Genomic DNA, 292 nt, shown 5'->3' with positions numbered 1-292 from the left:
GGTGTTGCGCCAGGTGAAGTAGGTGTAGGACTGCTGGAAGCCGATCTGGGCCAGGGTGTGCATCATCGCCGGTCGGGTGAAGGCCTCGGCCAGGAAGATGACGTCGGGGTCGGTGCGGTTGATGTCGGCGATCACCCGCTGCCAGAACAGGACGGGTTTGGTGTGCGGGTTGTCGACGCGGAAGATGCGCACACCGTGGGCCATCCAGTGGCGCAGGACGCGCAGGGTTTCGGCGGTCAGGCCGTCGAGGTCGGCGTCGAAGGCGATGGGGTAGATGTCCTGGTACTTCTTG

At 64.7% G+C, this 292-nt stretch carries 1 pseudogene; it reads right to left on the bottom strand.

Annotated features, from left to right (window positions below):
• Window positions 1–292 (bottom strand): annotated as a pseudogene (locus IF78_RS44740) (alpha-1,4-glucan--maltose-1-phosphate maltosyltransferase); the annotation flags it as partial.

The sequence above is a fragment of the Streptomyces bicolor genome, from assembly GCF_000719285.1.
GTDB lineage: Bacteria > Actinomycetota > Actinomycetes > Streptomycetales > Streptomycetaceae > Streptomyces > Streptomyces bicolor.
Note: the sequence above shows the minus strand (reverse complement) of the source record. Positions and strands in the feature narration are given on the sequence as shown.